The 18144-nt window shown below is 40.7% G+C and carries 16 protein-coding genes and 1 tRNA gene; 6 read left to right on the top strand and 11 right to left on the bottom strand.

What is annotated here, in order from left to right; translation table 11 throughout:
- Positions 1–54: 54 nt before the first annotated feature.
- The gene (locus OWEHO_RS08800) at positions 55–1593 is read left to right on the top strand and encodes a YifB family Mg chelatase-like AAA ATPase (protein WP_014202122.1); all 1539 of its coding nucleotides are present in this window, start codon (positions 55–57) and stop codon (positions 1591–1593) included.
- On the opposite strand, the gene OWEHO_RS08795 is transcribed toward OWEHO_RS08800, so the two are convergent.
- Positions 1590–2216: a hypothetical protein gene (locus OWEHO_RS08795; RefSeq protein WP_014202121.1), complete on the bottom strand. Its 627-nt coding sequence runs from the start codon at positions 2214–2216 to the stop codon at positions 1590–1592. The genes OWEHO_RS08800 and OWEHO_RS08795 overlap by 4 nt on opposite strands.
- A 203-nt stretch (positions 2217–2419) precedes the next feature.
- On the opposite strand from OWEHO_RS08795, the gene OWEHO_RS08790 reads away from it, so the two are divergent.
- The gene (locus OWEHO_RS08790; RefSeq protein ID WP_014202120.1) at positions 2420–3178 is read left to right on the top strand and encodes a DUF481 domain-containing protein; all 759 of its coding nucleotides are present in this window, start codon (positions 2420–2422) and stop codon (positions 3176–3178) included.
- Here the strand turns inward: OWEHO_RS08790 and OWEHO_RS08785 are convergent.
- Complete coding sequence (locus tag OWEHO_RS08785) at positions 3175–3822, bottom strand: hypothetical protein (RefSeq protein ID WP_014202119.1); 648 nt, start codon at positions 3820–3822, stop codon at positions 3175–3177. The genes OWEHO_RS08790 and OWEHO_RS08785 overlap by 4 nt on opposite strands.
- 57 nt (positions 3823–3879) lie before the next feature.
- Here OWEHO_RS08785 and OWEHO_RS08780 point away from each other — a divergent pair.
- From OWEHO_RS08780 to OWEHO_RS08770, 3 genes are all read left to right on the top strand, one after another.
- Positions 3880–3954, top strand: a tRNA-Val gene (locus OWEHO_RS08780).
- 193 nt (positions 3955–4147) lie between these two features.
- Positions 4148–5215 (top strand): methyltransferase, encoded by a 1068-nt coding sequence (locus OWEHO_RS08775; protein WP_014202118.1) that lies wholly within the window; start codon positions 4148–4150, stop codon positions 5213–5215.
- A gap of 158 nt (positions 5216–5373) precedes the next feature.
- Positions 5374–6810 (top strand): T9SS type A sorting domain-containing protein, encoded by a 1437-nt coding sequence (locus OWEHO_RS08770; protein WP_169312773.1) that lies wholly within the window; start codon positions 5374–5376, stop codon positions 6808–6810.
- Here OWEHO_RS08770 and OWEHO_RS08765 read toward each other — a convergent pair.
- The 7 genes from OWEHO_RS08765 to OWEHO_RS08735 all read right to left on the bottom strand — a co-directional run bounded on the left by OWEHO_RS08765 (position 6807) and on the right by OWEHO_RS08735 (position 13848).
- Positions 6807–8027: a bifunctional folylpolyglutamate synthase/dihydrofolate synthase gene (locus OWEHO_RS08765; protein ID WP_014202116.1), complete on the bottom strand. Its 1221-nt coding sequence runs from the start codon at positions 8025–8027 to the stop codon at positions 6807–6809. The two genes, OWEHO_RS08770 and OWEHO_RS08765, sit on opposite strands and share 4 nt — an antisense overlap.
- A 3-nt stretch (positions 8028–8030) precedes the next feature.
- A complete protein-coding gene (locus OWEHO_RS08760) occupies positions 8031–8849 on the bottom strand; it encodes a periplasmic protein TonB, links inner and outer membranes (protein ID WP_014202115.1) in 819 nt (272 codons plus the stop codon).
- Between the two features lies 1 nt (position 8850).
- Complete coding sequence (locus OWEHO_RS08755) at positions 8851–9243, bottom strand: ExbD/TolR family protein (protein WP_014202114.1); 393 nt, start codon at positions 9241–9243, stop codon at positions 8851–8853.
- Position 9244: 1 nt separating this feature from the next.
- Positions 9245–9949 carry a MotA/TolQ/ExbB proton channel family protein gene (locus OWEHO_RS08750; RefSeq protein WP_014202113.1) on the bottom strand — a complete coding sequence of 235 codons (705 nt, stop codon included), beginning with the start codon at positions 9947–9949 and terminating at the stop codon, positions 9245–9247.
- 86 nt (positions 9950–10035) lie between these two features.
- Positions 10036–11460: a sodium:proton antiporter NhaD gene (gene nhaD, locus OWEHO_RS08745; RefSeq protein WP_014202112.1), complete on the bottom strand. Its 1425-nt coding sequence runs from the start codon at positions 11458–11460 to the stop codon at positions 10036–10038.
- 24 nt (positions 11461–11484) lie between these two features.
- Complete coding sequence (locus OWEHO_RS08740; RefSeq protein ID WP_014202111.1) at positions 11485–12711, bottom strand: Glu/Leu/Phe/Val dehydrogenase dimerization domain-containing protein; 1227 nt, start codon at positions 12709–12711, stop codon at positions 11485–11487.
- An 81-nt stretch (positions 12712–12792) separates the two neighbouring features.
- Positions 12793–13848, bottom strand: coding sequence for an anhydro-N-acetylmuramic acid kinase (locus OWEHO_RS08735; protein WP_014202110.1), 1056 nt, complete (start codon positions 13846–13848; stop codon positions 12793–12795).
- Positions 13849–14022: 174 nt separating this feature from the next.
- Between OWEHO_RS08735 and OWEHO_RS08730 the strand changes: the two genes are divergently transcribed.
- Positions 14023–15165: an acyl-CoA dehydrogenase gene (locus tag OWEHO_RS08730; RefSeq protein WP_014202109.1), complete on the top strand. Its 1143-nt coding sequence runs from the start codon at positions 14023–14025 to the stop codon at positions 15163–15165.
- A 53-nt stretch (positions 15166–15218) separates the two neighbouring features.
- Here OWEHO_RS08730 and OWEHO_RS08725 read toward each other — a convergent pair whose 3' ends face one another.
- Both OWEHO_RS08725 and gldJ read right to left on the bottom strand, forming a co-directional pair.
- Positions 15219–16493, bottom strand: a complete 1275-nt coding sequence (locus OWEHO_RS08725) for a UDP-N-acetylmuramoyl-tripeptide--D-alanyl-D-alanine ligase (RefSeq protein ID WP_014202108.1) — start codon at positions 16491–16493, stop codon at positions 15219–15221.
- A gap of 32 nt (positions 16494–16525) precedes the next feature.
- On the bottom strand, positions 16526–18112 hold the full coding sequence (gene gldJ / locus OWEHO_RS08720; protein ID WP_014202107.1) for a gliding motility lipoprotein GldJ: 1587 nt from the start codon (positions 18110–18112) through the stop codon (positions 16526–16528).
- Positions 18113–18144: the final 32 nt, after the last annotated feature.

Here is an 18144-nt window from a genome sequence, read left to right as displayed (position 1 = left end):
GTTGAATTGTTTAATTTAAAAGTGGTATTTTTCAAAGAACAAACTCCTCAACTAATGCTTGTAAAAACCTTTGGCAGCGCAGTTTTTGGTGTAGATGCCACCACAATTACCATAGAAGTAAATATTGATACCGGAATAAATTTCCACTTGGTGGGGCTGCCTGATAGCGCAGTAAAGGAAAGCCAACATCGTATAACTGCCGCTCTCAAAAACCGAGGGTATAAATGGCCAGGTAAAAAGATTACCATCAACATGGCTCCGGCCGATATTCGAAAAGAAGGTTCAGCTTATGACTTACCTATTGCCTTAGGAATATTGTCAGCTTCTGGTCAGCACGAAATGCCCAACATTGGTGATTATATAATAATGGGGGAAATGTCTTTGGACGGAACAGTTCAGCCGATTAAGGGCGCTTTACCAATTGCTATCCAGGCTAGAGCAGAAGGTTTTAAAGGATTCATTCTTCCTACAGAAAATGCACGCGAAGCAGCCATTGTAAATGACCTTGAAGTGTATGGTGTGGATAGTATTTCTGATGTGGTTGGTTTCCTTTCGGGAGAAAAAAACATTACGCCAACTATTGTAAATACAAGGGAAGAGTTTCGTCAACATTTAGAAAATCCAGCATTTGATTTTAGTGAAGTAAAAGGACAAGAAAACATAAAACGCGCTCTAGAGATCGCGGCAGCTGGTGGACATAATGTAATCTTGATTGGGCCTCCAGGAGCAGGAAAAACAATGCTAGCCAAACGTATGCCTACCATTCTTCCGCCCATGACTTTGAATGAAGCTTTGGAAACCACCAAAATTCATTCGGTAGCGGGTAAGTTGGGTAATAATGCAAGTTTGGTAGCGCAGAGACCTTTTCGAAGTCCGCATCACTCTATTTCGAATGTAGCCCTTGTTGGAGGCGGAAGTTTTCCACAGCCGGGAGAGATTTCATTGGCACATCACGGTATTTTGTTTTTGGATGAGTTGCCGGAATTTCAACGGACGGTACTGGAAGTAATGCGTCAACCTATGGAGGACAGAAAGGTAAATATAAGCCGCGCGCGCTTTTCGGTTGATTACCCTGCCTCTTTTATGCTGGTAGCTTCCATGAACCCCTGTCCGTGTGGATATTTTAATCATCCAAGCAAAGAATGCGTTTGCTCGCCCGGTATCGTGCAGAAGTATCTCAACAAAATTTCAGGGCCACTTTTAGACCGAATTGATTTACATGTAGAAGTTACCCCAGTGAGTTTTGATGAAATGTCTTCTGAAAGGAAAGAGGAAAAGAGTGCGGATATACGAAGAAGGGTAGTGGTGGCACGCGAAATTCAGAACGAACGATTTAAAGAAACAGAAGGCATTTACAATAATGCTCAAATGCAAACACGCCATTTACGAGAAGTATGCAGGATAGAAAAGGACGGTCAGGATTTATTGCGCCACGCTATTGATAAGCTAAATCTTTCTGCTCGTGCGTATGATCGAATATTAAAAGTGGCCCGCACTATTGCTGATTTGGAAAGCAGCGAAAAAATAGAAACGGGCCATTTAGCAGAAGCCATTCAATATCGTAGTTTGGATAGAGAAGGCTGGATGGGTTAAATCATCTTCCTCCTATCTTTAGGGTCTGGTGCGTTTTTCGTCCACTTTAATGGACCATCGCACATTATTTCAATTACCATCGTATTGTCCTCGCCAAAGTACTTTAGGAGCATATCTTTCCAATTGTCAAAACCATCATCTGAAAAATCGCTGCATTTGTAGTTACACGTAATAATTTCCAAATCATTGATAAGAATAATAGTGGGGGTTGCCTCAGGATAAGTACGCATATCACGACCTGGGCGCAAAGTTTCGCTGTTTATAAAATCGCCCATCCAGTCTTTTAGTCCATATTGACGATCTTCTATGGTTTCGTAGGAAAAGATGGAGAAGTAATACTTGGCGTAGCTCTTATTCCCAATGTTGTTTTCTTCCTTCTCTTTTGACTTTAGCATAAACTCATCCTTCCAGACATATCCGGTTTCTTCTATACTCCCCAAATCACGGTCGCTTATGTTGAGGTATTTCATTTCATAGGATTCCAGATCACTTTTAAAGGCGCTTACTTTTTGTTTCAGTTCTTCGCTTTGAGCAAAAGATTTTGTGGAGGCTGAAAGAAAAATAATGGCTCCAAGTAAAACGCTTTGTATTGATTTCAAGATTGTTGTGGTTATAATGTTCATGGATTGTAACTTTTTCGACATTAAAAATTGTAAGTACCTGTAAATAAAGATTAATAATTATTTGTTTTATGAGAACTTTTTACTTTATATTTGACACAGAGTAGAGTTTTCAAATGTTTCATGACTTGACCTTTTAGGTTTATTAAGCCCCGATTTTTTCGGGGCTTTTTATTTTTGCACCATTCTTAAAAATAAACGATTGCATGTTGAAACGTATTGTTGTCTTCACTTTACTCTTTTTCTGTTCAGTTCCTCTTTATTCTCAAATTGTAAATATAGAATCTTTGCGCAGTGCTGCCGATAGTAATGGCTGGTATGGTGTAGAAAATTTTAATGTTACCTATACAAAGAATACAAAGGAGCTTTTTGAACTTAATAACAATTTTACAGCTCAATACAAACAGGATAAAAGCACATGGTTGTTTCTTAATACTTGGGATGTTTCTATTGCGGCAGATGAAAAGTTGGAGCAAAATTTACTTTTTCATGCTCGCTACGGCTATCAGCAAAATGGATGGCTTACCTATGAAGCTTTGGCTCAGTATCAACAAAATCGACCATTAAGAATTCGTGACCGAGTTCTTTCAGGAGGGGGTACTCGATTTACACTCTTCGAAAAACCAAGTAGAAAAGGCTACTTGGGAACCTTGATTTTGTATGAGTATGAAAACGAATTGGATAATAACATTGAAAGGCATGATCCGCGATTTAGTGCGTATTTGTCAGCATATTTAGCAAAGAAGGATAGGTTGCAATGGTCCACCACAATCTATTATCAGCCTCGAATAGATTATTGGGAGGACTTTAGAACCTCAATTCAAACACAATTGAAACTAGGTATCATCAAAAAGTTATTTTTCGTAAGCACTTTAAATATGACCTATGATGCTTTTCCAGTACAGGATCCGGATATTCCCAACCTTACGGTAAAATGGGTGAATGGTTTAGCGCTTACTTTTTAAAGAATAATTAGGTCACCATTGCTAAATAACTTCTTCAGTTCAGGTGGCATTCCAATATTATCGTCACTAAACTTTTGGAGTTGATCCCTTGTGTGATCGGAAAGTAATCCTTGAATTTCTTCAATGATTTTATCACTCAACATGTAATAGCTGTGAGGGTCGGCTAATTGACCTCCACGGCAGTGTGCGTAAACTTGATACTCTTGCATATCGCCCAGGTTCTTACCACTTAGTAGGCATTGGTTCAAAAGTATTGATGGGTCGGGGTTTGGATTGGCTTGCTTTTGTTCAAAGCTCTTTTCCTGAAAGAATGTGCTTATGTTTTCGAGCGATTCTTTTGAAAGTTCACCTTTCATTCTTCCTGCACAATCAAAACAAACAGCAATTTCAAACAACAGTTCTTCACCAAGGTTGTCCGGAAAACGTTTGTAGGCTTTCTCAATCAAGTACTCTTGGTCAAAAGAGGTGAGGTCGCTATTGCAAACAGAACAATTGGAAAATTTTTTTTCTAAAATAGAGTTGTCAAATTTTGAAGGTATATCCAAGGTAAAAACATTGATTATTATTGAGATAGAATGCGAAGATAGGACGTGAATTTTAATCAGGGAAACATGATGGAATAAAAAAAGTTTGATTTTTTTCATCAGATGTTTTGGGAATTAGAAAAAGGCTCTATATTTGCCGTCCCAAAAATAAGGGAAGGGAGCTTAGCTCAGTTGGTTCAGAGCATCTCGTTTACACCGAGGGGGTCGGGGGTTCGAATCCCTCAGCTCCCACTTCTCAAGGGAAAGCCTCATCGTCATGATGAGGCTTTTTTTTTGCTCTATACTTTCGGTGAAAGTATCCAGATATATGGCGAAAACATTCTGTGGGTAATTCGAATCTTTGGCTATTTTAGCCGCTGTTGATTTAGAATCAAACGTCACATTGGTGAGCAGCAGTTTTAGACATACATCCATTTAAATAAAGATGAAAGATACCCTTAGTCAAGATATTTCAGCGGTTGAAGCAAAGTATGAAGCTCAAAAGATAGCTTTCGGTCCAATTACATTTCAATGTGCTATGACCATTAGAAATACTGGAATTCTTAAAGCTGTAGCTGATTCTCGTAAAGAAGGTATTTCTGCTGATGATATTAGTAAGAAGACTGGTATTTCTAAATATGGAGTAAAAGTATTGTTGGATATGGCGGCTAGCATGAAAGTAGTTCGTGAAGAGAACGAACACTTTTGGCTGTTAAAAACCGGGTACTTTTTACTTAATGATAAAATGACAGAAGTGAATATGGACTTTGTACAGGATGTGTGCTACGAAGGTTCATATTATTTGGAAGAAGCTATTAGAGAAGTAAAGCCAGCGGGTCTAAAAGTATTGGGTGAATGGGAGAATATTTATAAAGGCCTAGCCGAACTGCCAGAACAAGTTCGTAAAAGTTGGTTCGCCTTTGATCATTTTTATTCAGACAATGCCTTTCCTACTTTGCTTGAAATGGTGTTTAAAAATCCGCCACGCAAGCTTTATGATGTAGGTGGTAATACAGGAAGATGGGCGCGTCTTTGTGTGCAGCACGATCCTAATGTGGAGGTAACCATTCTTGATTTACCTGGTCAACTTCGTGATGCAAAAAAACAAGCTGAAGAAGCTGGGTTGAGTGAGCGTATTCATGGACATCAAATTGACTTGTTGGATGACAACCAACCTTTTCCAAAAGGAGCTGATGTATTTTGGATTAGCCAATGTTTGGATTGCTTTTCTGAGGAGGAAATTCTTGGTATACTAAAAAGGGCAGCAGCAGCAATGACGGCTGATACGCGCCTTTATATTTTAGAAACCTATTGGGATCGCCAACGCTTTGAGGGAGCTGAGTATAGTCTTAATGCTACTTCGCTTTACTTTACAGTTATGGCCAATGGGAATAGCCGTATGTATCACTCACGCGATATGATAAAACAGGTGCACGCTGCCGGTCTTATTATAGATGAGGATACTGATGACATCGGTCTTGGTCACACACTGTTCAGATGTAGGTTAGCCTAAAATCTTTTATTTATGGGGGGCGTATAATTTGTTAAACTGAGCTTTAACAAATTGCCTGTTGGAATAGTGAGTTTGAATAAGGTAATTCAATGCTCAATTCAAAAACTAAACCGATGGTGACTCGCAATTTTCAATCCCTTCTGACCATAATTTTATTTGTGTTTTCATACCAATTAGCCCTAGCTGGAGGGCCGATGGGTGGAGAGATTAGTTACAAATATGTTAATGGCATTGCTGATTATGAGGTCACTTTGGTTTTATACCAAACTGCCAGTGCTAATTTGGCAAATCAACCAGTAGAGGTAATCCTCACATCTTCTTGTTTTGGCAACGATACATTATCAATGAAACCTTTCATTCCTGGAAGTTTTCATACCGTGTCGAGTGGGGTGTGGTTTGCTTCCGGTGTAAACTGTGGAGATAGCTTAACATCCGACAGTATCCCTCTTTTGGCATTTTATTACAGAGATACTGTAGCACTTCCTGGAGGGTGTACTGACTATGTGTTTTCTTACCAACAGTGCTGTAGGGACAGTTTAATTGACAATTTAGTGAATTCAGAAAATACAGCTTTTTACCTTGATGCAAAGCTTAATACAACCTTTGGACCTAACACATCTCCACAGTTTTATAGTTATCCAAGGTTTAAATTTTACATGAACTCCCCAGTATGGAATACGGGAATGTATGCGGTGGATCCAAATAATGATTCGGTTTGGTTCCGGCTGGTTTCAGCTAAGGATTCCAATGGAGTTAACGCAACTTATGCAAACGGTTTTAGTTCTGGCCAACCCTTGCCATCGCAGTCACTGTTTGGCTCTGGAATGATTTTTACACAAGCAGGAATATATTCAGTGGTAGTGGAAGCTGTTGAGTATAGACTAGATCCGGCTTGGGGATGGTTTCAGGTCGGATCCGCAATGCGGGAGGTAACCTACTATGTAGAGTCCGCAGCACCTATGGGAATGGTGAGCACAGCCTTTGGAGGTGTAAATACTATTGATACCATCAAAAAAATATTCTGTAATGACTCTGTTATCTCATTGAGACTAAATAACTTTTCTACTAGCTCACTAACACAAAGTGGTTCAGAATTCAGGGTTGTTGGTAATGATTCAATACCATATCCAGTAATTGAAGCTGGTTTCTACAACATTAAACCAGACCTAACATTCGACTCTATCTGGGTAAAGTTGCATAGACCTGTTATGGCTAATGACACACTTCTAATCACATTGAAAAAGGGAACAGACGGAAATACCCTGATAAACTATTGCGGAATTGAATTCCCGGATTCAGATAACGGGGTTCTTATTGCGGGAGATTGTCAATTTACAGGACTACTTGAAACTTTAAATTCAAATACCTTCTCAGTTTATCCAAATCCCACCAAGGATAAAATTACCGTAGAGCTTGAAGAGGGAGAAACTCCAGAGCTAATCACCCTTTTTGATATTCAAGGCCGGGAGCTGAAATCCGTAATTCCTCAATCGTATAAAACGGAGATTGATATTTCTAAACTTTCAAAAGGTATGTACTTGCTGGAAGTGAAGTCCGATGGTTTGCAGCAAACGCGCTTGGTACAGAAACTCTAAAGAACATCGGCAACCACAAAGGTGCTTCCGCCCACAAAGATTAAATCATTAGCTGAAGCTGCATTTTTACTAGCTCCCAAAGCGGAGCTTGGGGAATTATAAACTTCGCCTTTTAGTCCAATGACCAAAGAATCTTGTTTTAGTTCTTCAGCATTTTTGCCACGAGGGATACTTGGTTTGCACCAATAGTAAGTTGCGTCTTTTGGCAATAATTTGAGAACGCTAGTAATGTCTTTATCTCCAACCATTCCCCAAACGATGTGTAGGTTCTCAAATGGCTCTTTGGCGAGTTGCTCCATGATAAGTTTTACGCCAGCTTCATTATGGCCCGTATCACAAATTATGCGAGGGCTGGTGCTTAATGTTTCCCATCGTCCGCGGAGGCCGGTAAGTTTGCTTGCATTGAGCAAAGCTTCTTTTAGAGTGTTCTCAAGTAGATATCCTTTCTCTTCCAGCTGCTGAACCGCTGCCAAAACGGTGCGAATATTTTTCTTTTGGTAAATGCCCTTTAAGTCCAGTTCATCCAATTCACGCATCGGAATAATATCTTCCGCAAAAGAGAGTGGAGCATTTTTAGCCCCAGCTAATTTGGTGAAAACAGGGTCGGTTTCAGGGTGGTGTTCTCCAATTACCACTGGAGTGTTTTCCTTTATGATTCCTCCTTTTTCACCGGCTATGCTTGCCAAGTTATTTCCCAAAAACTGGGTGTGATCTAAACTGATGTTGGTGATAATACTGAGTTCAGGAGAAACTACATTGGTGCTATCAAGGCGACCACCCATGCCTACTTCTACTATGGCAATGTCTACTTTTTTATCAGCAAAATATTGGAACGCCATGCCCACGGTCATTTCAAAAAAGGAAAGACCAACACTTTCAAATTTGGTTTTGTGATTTGCTACAAAGCTTACTACATCCTTTTCGGGGATCATTTCGCCATTAATGCGAATACGTTCTCTAAAATCCTTTAAGTGAGGAGAGGTATAAAGGCCTGTTTTGTAACCTGCTTTTTGAAATATAGCAGCAAGCATGTGCGAAGTAGAACCCTTGCCATTGGTACCCGCCACATGCACACTTTTGAACTTATTTTCTGGATGATCCAGCAAATGCATCAGTTTGTGGGTATTGCTGAGGTCAGCTTTATAAGCTGCTCCACCAACGCGTTGGTACATGGGCAGCTGCGTGAAGAGCCAATCGAGCCACTCCTGATACGTCATGATTTATCGCTTTTGGAAGTTGTAAACGATGTAACCTATTTGTGGATTTGGTGCATCGCCATCTGGCTGCCAGGTAGTGCGCATAGCTGCAGCTTTAGCTTTGTCAAACAAGCAGCTACTTGTAGTGGTGGTAGCTGATCCGCCAGGTACTCTTTCGCCAGGTATGGCGTTGGTAACTTTACCGTTTTGATCCACGTAAATCTTCACTACCACACGACCTTCTTCGGTACAAGGGTACTCAGGCTTTGGTTTATTTAGGGCTTGTCGGCCTCCCAGCATATAGTTTCCTGTCCCTCCAGTTCCGCCACCTCCAGTGCTTCCTCCAGTTCTGCTTTTGCTGTTGGGGTCACCATCAGCAGCGCCTTGGTCGCCTTCACCTTTCTTTTCTCCTTCGCCACCCGCCTTAGAGCTCTTTACGCTTTCCAGCATTTTTTCCAGTTCGCTACTAGGCTTTGGCTTTTCTGGTTCTACAGGTTTTGGTTCTTCTACCTTTTTGGGCTTTTCAGCTTTTTTAGTTTCAACGGCAGGAGCATCCACCACATCTTGTGTTTGAGTGGGCTCTACAGCATCACTTGGAGATTCCACAGGTTCAGGAGTGGTTTCTTCTGGCGTAGTTTCCACTACGGTTTGCTGTGCGCCATCCGCTTGATCGCCCATCCCGGTTTCAGAGTTCCCAAAGTTGATAACGATACCATCCTCGGGCTTTGGTTCGTAGTACTTCAATCCCACAAAAAGGAACAATAGCAACAATATGGCATGGAAAGTTATGGAGCCAATCAGCCCTTTCCTTCGGTCTTTATCGTTCCAAATTTCTTTAAACATACTACTTGGGGTTTGTGGCGGCAATCATTTTTAGCTTATTGCGATAAGCTATGTCCATCACCATTACCACTTTTTCATAAGGTACAGATTTGTCGGCTCTAAGCATTACCACGGCCTCCGGGTCATTATTGGCTTTAGCTAAAATAGCACTCTCCAGCTCTGCTTCGCTCACTATATCTTTTCCTACAGAAATGCGTAAATCAGGTGAAATATTTACCGTTACATCCTGGCGTTTTACAGTTTGTACTTTGCTGCTAGGTAGCTGCAAATCCAAAGCAGAACTTGTAACCAAGGTGGAGGCGATCATAAAGAATATTAGCAACAGAAACACAATGTCCGTCATACTGGACATGCTGAATTCTGCGCTAACTCTATTTCTACGTTTTAAATTCATCTTAAGCAGGTTCGTGTAATAGATCCAAAAACTCTACAGTATTGGCTTCCATATTATAAACCACCTTGTCTACACGAGCTACCAATACGTTGTAACCGATATAGGCAACAATGCCCACTGCAAGTCCGGCTACAGTTGTAGTCATTGCGGTATAGATACCTTCGGCAAGCATTTCGATGTCAATCTGACCACCAGCAGCAGCCATTTCGTGAAAGGCTAAAATCATCCCGATAACGGTACCCAAGAAACCAATCATTGGAGCGGCACCGGCAATGGTAGCTAAGGCAGCCAGGTTTTTTTCAAGACGGCTGATTTCAAGCTTGCCAGTGTTTTCAATAGCTGAGGTAATATCCTTCAAAGGTTTTCCGATACGGGAAATACCTTTTTGAATCATACGCGCCACGGGAGTGTCCTGACTTTGGCATAAAGCCTTAGCCGCATCTAAGCGCCCTTGACTTACGTGGTCTTTGATGTTGTTAATGAAATTGACATCTATTTTATTGGCTTTTTTAATGGAATTAAATCGCTCAATAAAGATGTAAACAGCAATTATGGAAAGGATAAAAAGCACACTCATAATGAGTATACCGCCAGGTCCTCCGCTGGTTATCAGTTCCCAAATGCTTAATGTTTTCTCTACCGGAAGTTCATCTCCAGCAGCAGTGGCCGTGTCAGGCACTGATATCTGTAAAAAAGGTGTGTACATTGAAGGTGCTATTATTTACCTCCAAAGATAACGGACTACACAAGCCTAGATTATAGTTGCCGAAAGAAAAATTAACAATCGATAGTTTACAGATGAAATATGCTTTCCTGAATGATGTAGGCAAACGCTCCTGCAAAATAACCTATGATGGCAAGTAATGAAATACGTTTAAGATACCATCCAAATGGAATGCCCTCAAGGCCCATTACAGCTACACCAGCCGCAGAACCGATGATTAATGCGCTACCTCCGGTACCAGCACAGTAAGCCAAAAATTCCCAGAACAAACCATCTTGTGAAAAGAAGTGACCTACCTCAGGATTGATGTCATACATACCGATTGCAGCGGCCACCAAAGGCACGTTATCCACAATGGCAGATAATAAACCAATTACCATACTGATGATGTAAATTCCACTTTCGTTAGATGTACCTATGCTTTCATCAAGAAATCCAGCCATAGTTTGTAGTTGGCCCGCAGATTGCAAACTAGCTACTGCCAAAAGGATTCCTAAGAAGAAAAGTACACTGGCGGTATCTACTTTTTGAAGTACACCAATTACGCTAAGGTTATACTTTGCCTCTTTGTTTTTACTGCGGTGAAGCACTTCGGTGATTACCCAAAGTACACCTAAGCTCAGCATCATTCCCATAAAAGGAGGGAGGTGTGTGTAGGTTTTAAATACAGGCACAAATAGCAATCCGGCTACACCAGCTCCAAACACAATGTTACGCTCCTTTGGGGTGGTAGGATTGGTATAGTGTTCCAGTCCTTCAGATTTCATGGGGCGCTTTACATTTCCTTTGGTACGCATAGAAACCACTAAAAGCGGAATAGCCAAACACACCAAGCTTGGTAGTATAAGCTTAATGATAATGGCGCCTGCGGTAACCTGAGAGCCAATCCAAAGCATGGTTGTGGTAACGTCTCCAATAGGAGACCAGGCACCACCAGCGTTGGCTGCAATAATTACCAAACCGGCAAAAAGCCAACGGTCCTCTTTGTCTTCTATCAGTTTTCGCAATAGCGAAATCATTACAATAGAAGTTGTAAGGTTATCCAATGCGGCAGAAAAGAAGAAAGTAAGAATACCCACGATCCACATTAGCTTGCGCTTGTTTGTGGTGCGAATACGATCTGTAATTACAGCAAAACCTTCGTGGCTGTCAATAAGCTCCACTATGGTCATAGCGCCCAAAAGGAAAAACAGGATGGAAGCTATTTCACCCAGATGCTCTAAAATTTGAAATTCGGTAACATAATGGGTAATAATCTCCGATTGCTCAGCAATAGTAGGAGCCCCACTATGACCGGGGTTATGGAAGAATATTTCTGAAATATACGCTGGTATACTGTCAAAGTCAACGATACCCTGGGCCCCAAGTACATATACGGTCCAGCAAAGAACACCTGTTATAAGTGCAGATGCAGCTTTATCAATACGAATAGTATGCTCCATTGCAATAGCTGCATAACCGAGCACAAAAATTACTACCATTAAAATATACATGGGGCCGAGGATTGAAAAGTTAAATTAGATAAGTTGTTTTAAAGCAATTTCATAAGCTGTTTTGGTCAAAAACTTCTTGTCAGAGCTTTTGTCAAAACATTTTTGAAGGGCATCCTTAATAGTATCTGAGCTATCGTCAAAGATTGCTTCATCGCTAAGAGTTACATCATCTCCCATTAGGTAGCCAAATACACGGGCCATACCGCAGTTAGAGATAAAGTCAGGGATGCAGGTTACTTTCTGGTCAGCATATTCTGAAATAGGACCGTAGAAAATTTCATTGTCAGCAAATGGTACATTGGCACCTGAAGAAATTACTTCAAGACCGTTGTCAATCATTTTGTCCAAGTGGTCTTTGCTTACCAAACGTGAAGCAGCAGCAGGGATAAAGATTTCCGCACCTACTGTCCAAATGCGTTCGTTGATTTCGTCAAAAGGAATCAAATTATCAGCTACTAAGAAGTTGCCATTTTTGGCATTGAACAAATCTGTGATTTCTTGATAAGAAAAACCGTTTTCGTTGATAAGACCACCAACACGGTCAATGATTCCAACTACTTTGGCGCCATTTTGAGCAAGGTAAAAGGCAGCAGCAGCGGCTACATTTCCCCAACCTTGAATAATCACACGCTTTCCGGCAAGGTCACCACCATAAATATTATAAAAGTGACGAACCGATTCAGCAGTTCCGTAACCGGTAATCATATCGGCTACCGTATAATTTTTTTCTGGCTTAGGAGTAAGGTTTTCCTTGGTTACAGGATATAAAACTCCTTCCTGAAGTTGCTTTATTTTTTTGGCTTTGTCAGCGTCATTTGGAGCAAAGTGACCCACCAAAACACCTTCTTGAGGATGCTCTATTCCAAGCTCTCTGGTTACAGGAATTACTTCGTGAATTTCATCCACGTTCAAGTCACCACCTGTGCCGTAATATGTTTTAAGTAGAGGCTTTACAGCTTTATACCATCTTTCCAAAACACCATCCTTACGAGGGTCATTTGGGTTGAAGTTGATACCTGATTTTGCACCACCAATTGCAGGGCCTGCAACTGTAAATTTAATTTCCATGGTTTTGGCCAATGAAAGCACTTCATGCTCATTAAGACCTTCACGCATACGAGTACCGCCACCGGCAGCACCGCCTCTCAATGAATTTATTACTACCCATCCTTCAGCGATGGTTTCACTATCATGCCAGTGAAAAACGATTTCTGGCGCCTTGCTTTCGTATATCTTTAGTAAATCCTTCATGGTATAATTTTATTGCGCGCAAATGTAATAAAACCTTGAAGTGGGAGGGGTCTTGGTTACAGTAATTTAATGCAAGCCCAATTAGGAGTAGATAATTCCTGAGCTATGTGAGTGAGGAGCGCCCGTAACGGTGCCAATCACATTATTTTTTTTCTGCCAGCGTAGTACGCCCATAAAGGCAAAAATCACGGCTTCTTTATATTCTACTATTTCCTTTTCAGGAATGTGAATCAGGCAATTGGTTTTACTCCTTATTAATTGGATAAGGTGAGCATTGTAAGCACCGCCTCCAGTTATCATACAGTTTTTAATCTGATAGCGGTTTAGGATATCAGTTACCTGAATAGCCACATGCTCAGTCATTGTTCGGAGTTTTTCAAAAATCCCCAAACCTGAATTTTCAATTAGCGGAAACACATTTTCATTCACCCACTCTGCACCGAGAGATTTGGGGTGTTTCATTTTATAAAAAGGGAGATCATTTAGTTTTTTGAGCAACTCCATATCCACCTTTCCTTTAGAAGCCAGTAATCCTTGATAGTCGTAATCATAGCCCAATTCTTTGGCTAAATCGTTTAGCACAAAATTTACCGGGCAAATATCAAAAGCTGTTCGGCTTTCGTTTTCAGCAAAAGAAATATTGGCAAAGCCACCGAAATTCAAACAGGCTGCATTTTTATGAAAAAGCAATTGATCGCCAATAGGCACCAATGGAGCGCCTTGACCGCCCATGGCCACATCTTGTCTTCTGAAGTCACATACCACCGGAATCTGAAATTTGGAAAAAAGCTCAGGGCCATTACCTAGCTGAAAGGTAAAGCCTTGCTCAGGGCGATGATAATACGTGTGCCCGTGGCTGGAAATTAAGCTCAAAGACTTTGCGTCAATATTATTTTTTTGAAGAAAGCCCTGAAGCATATTGCCTAATAAAATGCCGTAGTCATGATCAAGAGCCAGGAGTTCATTTGCCGAAAGGCTACCATTATAGGTTAGTCGTTCTTGCCACTGCGGATTATAGGGTATGGTTTCGGCTTTTAATATAGAAAATGCCCAAATGCCGTCTTTCTCAGTAAAGTCACAGAGGCAAATATCTAGCCCATCTAGTGACGTGCCACTCATTAATCCTATAGCCTTCATTGGTTTTGTTACCATTTTTAAGGTGTAAACATTACATTTGCACTCCTTCTAAAATCGAGTAAATCAGGTTTTAGTGAGAATGAACACAATAAACACCCGCTGTTAATTTTAGCTTAGGCGAAATTATTGGGATTATTGCAATTAACCATCATTGATTAATATAATTATAGACAGATGAAATTTGAGTTGACAGAAGAGCACTTGATGATCCAAAAGGCCGCTAGGGATTTTGCCCAAAATGAGCTTTTGCCAGGAGTAATCGAAAGAGATAATGAGCAAAGGTTTCCAGCCGAGCAAATAAAGCAAATGGGTGAGCTTGGATTTTTAGGAATGATGGTTGACCCAAAATATGGTGGTAGTGGATTGGACACTATTTCTTATGTATTGGCGATGGAGGAAATTTCGAAAGTTGACGCTTCTGCATCTGTAGTAATGTCTGTAAACAACAGTCTTGTATGCTGGGGACTTGAGAAGTTTGGTACTGAAGAACAAAAAGAAAAGTACTTGAAGCCATTAGCTTCAGGTCAGATTATTGGAGCATTTTGCTTGAGCGAGCCTGAGGCTGGTTCTGATGCTACATCTCAAAAAACTACTGCAATAGACAAAGGAGACCATTATTTGTTGAACGGAACCAAAAACTGGATTACCAATGGTAGTACTGCTTCCGTTTATTTGGTGATGGCCCAAACTGATGTGGAGGCCGGTCACAAAGGTATCAACTGCCTTATCGTAGAGAAAGGGCAGGAGGGTTTTGTAGTTGGTAAAAAGGAAGATAAGCTAGGAATCCGCGGAAGTGATACACATTCTTTGATGTTCCAGGATGTAAAGGTCCCTAAAGAAAATAGAATTGGTGAAGAAGGCTTCGGTTTTAAATTTGCTATGAAAGTATTGAGTGGCGGCCGTGTGGGTATTGCTTCTCAGGCTTTGGGTATTGCTTCTGGTGCTTATGAATTGGCATTAAAGTACTCTAAAGAGCGTAAGACTTTTGGTAAAGAAATTGGAAAGCATCAGGCAATCGCTTTTAAGCTAGCTGATATGGCTACTGAAATTGAAGCTGCAAGATTGCTTTGTATCAAAGCGGCTTGGATGAAAGATAATGGACAAAACTTCGACAGAGCTGGAGCTCAAGCTAAATTATTCGCTTCTTCAGTTGCAATGAAAACCACTGTTGAGGCAGTTCAAATTCACGGTGGATATGGTTTTGTAAAAGAATACCACGTGGAGCGTTTGATGCGCGATGCTAAGATTACTCAGATTTATGAAGGAACTTCTGAAATTCAAAAAATCGTAATCTCAAGAGATATTTTGAGAGATTAATTCCTCAGAAATGGATAAAACAAAGCCCTGCAGAAATGCAGGGCTTTTTCGTTTTATAGTAGTGGAAGGGCTCTTTCAATAGCCATTCCTCGGCTACCCTTTAGCAATATGGTTTTTCCTTTAACAGGGTTTGATTCGAGCCAAACAAGTAAATCAGAAGTTGCTTCAAATTGAATAGAGTCAGTGGTGGTACAGGCTGCAAATGCCTTTCCTACCAGGATAACTTTCTCGAAGTTTTGAGCCAGAGCCAAATTTGCAATACGCTGGTGTTCTTCCTTTTCAAATTCACCGAGTTCAAACATATCACCAAGAACCACCCATTTGTGCTCGCCTGAATAGGTGGCCATGTTTTTCAATGCTGCCTCCATGCTACTCGGGTTGGCATTGTACGTGTCAACAATTAGGGTGTTGTTCTCTGTCTTGGTTACCTGTGAGCGGTTGTTGGTTGGGAAATAGTTCTCTAAGCCTGATTTAATCTGCTCCGGTGTCACACCAAAATGGTCAGCAATAGCAATTGCAGCAGCGATATTCGGGAAGTTATATGTCCCTGTAAGGTTACTGTGAATGGAAACTCCTTTATAGGTCACATCAAGTCCGGAGCCTTTACTTTCCTGTTGTTTGATTTGAACATCAGCTGTAGGGTTTTGACCAAAACGGATGACTTTTATACCTGTCGATTTTTCAACTTGAATAGGGTCTTCAATGTTAACAAAGACTGTTTTCCTATTTTCTCTTAAGAAATTATACAGCTCAGTTTTTCCTTTTATAACTCCTTCAATGCCTCCAAAACCCTCAAGGTGGGCTTTTCCAAAATTAGTAATATAGCCAAAGTCGGGCTTACAAAGGGAGCATAGAAATTCAATTTCCTTTTGATGATTGGCACCCATTTCGACAACAGCAATTTCATGCTCAGGCTTAATCGAAAGTATAGTTAGGGGAACACCAATGTGATTATTGAGATTTCCTTTAGTAAAGGCAACTTTAAATTTAGGACGTAGAGCTGCAGCTATAAGCTCCTTGGTGGTGGTCTTTCCATTACTTCCAGTAAGACCAATAACAGGAATCGTAAGTTGATCTCTATGATAAGAACTAAGCTGCTGTAATGTGCTTAGAACGTCTTCAACTAAAACAGTTTTTTCAGTTTGATATTTTGGATCATCGATTACCGCCAAGTTGGCTCCAGAATCAATGGCTTGTTGAGCGAATTTGTTGCCATCAAAATTGTCGCCCTTTAGGGCAAAGTAGATGTCTCCGTGTTCTATAGCCCGTGTATCAGTTGATACACTTTTGGATGATAAATAGGTTTTGTGTAATTCGGGGATAGTCATAAAAAAGCCCCGTAAAAACGGGGCTGAAATTTTTAGTTATACTCGTGACGTTTAAACTTATCACGTTTAGGAGCGGTGTGCTCTTTCTCTCTCTTCTCGCTTGGGTTTTGGAAACCAAGTCTATCCATTGCACAACGGAAGCCGATGTCGTCAGTTGATTGATCTTCTTCAAGGTATCTTCTTGTACCTGGGCTTAGCCAGTAAGCTCTATCTTTCCAACTACCCCCTTTATATACACGGGTGGTGTTTCCAATCAAAGTAGTTTGGGCGTAGTCATACATCATTGCTTCGCCTTCTTCCACATCTTGATCATAGTAAATAGAAGATTGCTTATCACCATCAAGATGATCTCTGTAATCTGATTTTTGATAATTCCTTCTATTTAGGTTTTCTTCTTCGGTTACGGCACGAATAGGTAGCTCTCCTGGTAGTCTTACAATATCACTATCACTATTGTACTGTGGCTCCTGAAGTACTTCTAAGGCACCAATATCTTGATAGTTGTCATCGTAAACAGTAAACTGATTTCCACGGTAAGGGTTCAAGTCGGTCACATCTTCAGGTGAAAGTGGACGGTAAACATCGAGCACCCACTCAGAAACATTACCAGCCATATCATATAAACCATAATCGTTTGGAGGATAAAACTTAACCTGCATTGTATAATGAGCTTGGTCATTCAACCAGCCACCAACACCGGCCATATCTCCTCTGCCTCTCTTAAAGTTAGCAAGCATGTCTCCACGGTGCTTCTTGTCAGGGTTGCGCATTGAACTACCATCCCAAGTATATTTATTACCATCAGTGGTACGGTTATATACACGATGTCCAGAGTTTCCGTAAGCAGCATATTCCCACTCAGCTTCTGTTGGTAGTCTATATTTTGGTAAAAGAATACCATCAGTTCTTTTTACCGGACGACCTTCTTTGCCATATTGACTATTTGGGTCATTGTCAGGAAGACCTTTTTTGTTTTGCTGAGTATAGTCGCCAGGGCGATATAGGTATGTTTCGGTGTTAAAGTGATCAGCATCTTGTTGGTCAGGAAACTCATTAAATACACCTTCGTTGATCAAGATCTGCTCATTCACACGATCTGTTCTCCATGAGCAAAATTTCATAGCTTGAATCCAACTTACACCTACTACAGGGTAAAACCTGTAAGCAGGATAACGAAGGTAGTTTTCTACCATGGCCTCGTTATATGATAGCTCATCTCTCCATACCAATGTATCTGGAAGGGCGCTGGTATAAATTTCTGGGTAGTAATCACGATCAAATACACGATCTAACCAGTATAGATATTCCATATAATCCAAATTGGTAACCTCGTTTTCATCCATGTAAAAAGATGAAACAGATACTTGTCTAGGTACATTATTCCAGTCCTTGTAAAAGTCCTCTTCTACTCGGCCCATGGTGAAAGTACCACCTTCAACAAACACAAGACCAGGGCCAGTCACTTGACCTTTAAAGTCTACAAGTGAAAAGCCTCCGTTGTCTTTGTCGTTATAGTTCCAACCAGTTGAGTTACTTTTTTCTTTACAGGAAGAAAAGGTAACTATCGAAGCTAGCGAAAGCGCTGCTAATGATAAATTTGTATGGATTGTTTTTTTCATAACTCTTTATAAAATCGTTATCGAGTAGTTTT

It is taken from the genome of Owenweeksia hongkongensis DSM 17368, assembly GCF_000236705.1.
Classification (GTDB): domain Bacteria; phylum Bacteroidota; class Bacteroidia; order Flavobacteriales; family Schleiferiaceae; genus Owenweeksia; species Owenweeksia hongkongensis.
This window is presented reverse-complemented; position numbering and strand designations above follow the sequence as displayed.